Source organism: Streptomyces sp. NRRL F-6492 (genome assembly GCF_001280125.1).
Classification (GTDB): Bacteria; Actinomycetota; Actinomycetes; order Streptomycetales; family Streptomycetaceae; genus Streptomyces.
This window is the reverse complement of record NZ_LGEG01000178.1, coordinates 1-278: the sequence shown is the minus strand read 5'-3', so window position 1 is coordinate 278 and position 278 is coordinate 1. Positions and strand designations below refer to the sequence as shown.

1 protein-coding gene and 1 pseudogene are annotated in these 278 nt (G+C 70.5%); both read left to right on the top strand.

Going from position 1 to position 278, the window contains the following annotated elements; all coding sequences use genetic code 11:
- Positions 1 to 152: adenylyl-sulfate kinase (locus ADL08_RS14270; protein WP_159043071.1), on the top strand; the 152-nt coding region annotated here is incomplete at its 5' end.
- Positions 149 to 278: pseudogene (locus ADL08_RS36630) on the top strand (sulfate adenylyltransferase small subunit); the annotation flags it as partial. The gene ADL08_RS14270 and the pseudogene ADL08_RS36630, both read left to right, overlap by 4 nt.

Below are 278 nucleotides of genomic sequence, written 5' to 3'. Positions count from 1 at the left end.
AGGCGGCGGGCGAGATCAGCGGGCTCACCGGGGTCGACGACCCCTACGAGGCCCCCGGGGCGCCCGACCTGCGGATCGAGTCCCAGAACCAGACCGTGCAGGAGTCCGCGGCGCAGCTCCACGCGCTGCTCACCGAGAAGGGTCTGCTGTGACCACTGTCGCCCACGTCCACGAGACGACCGAGGGTTCGTTCGCGCTGTCGCACCTGGACTCGCTGGAGTCCGAGGCGGTGCACATCTTCCGTGAGGTGGCGGGGGAGTTCGAGCGGCCGGTGATCC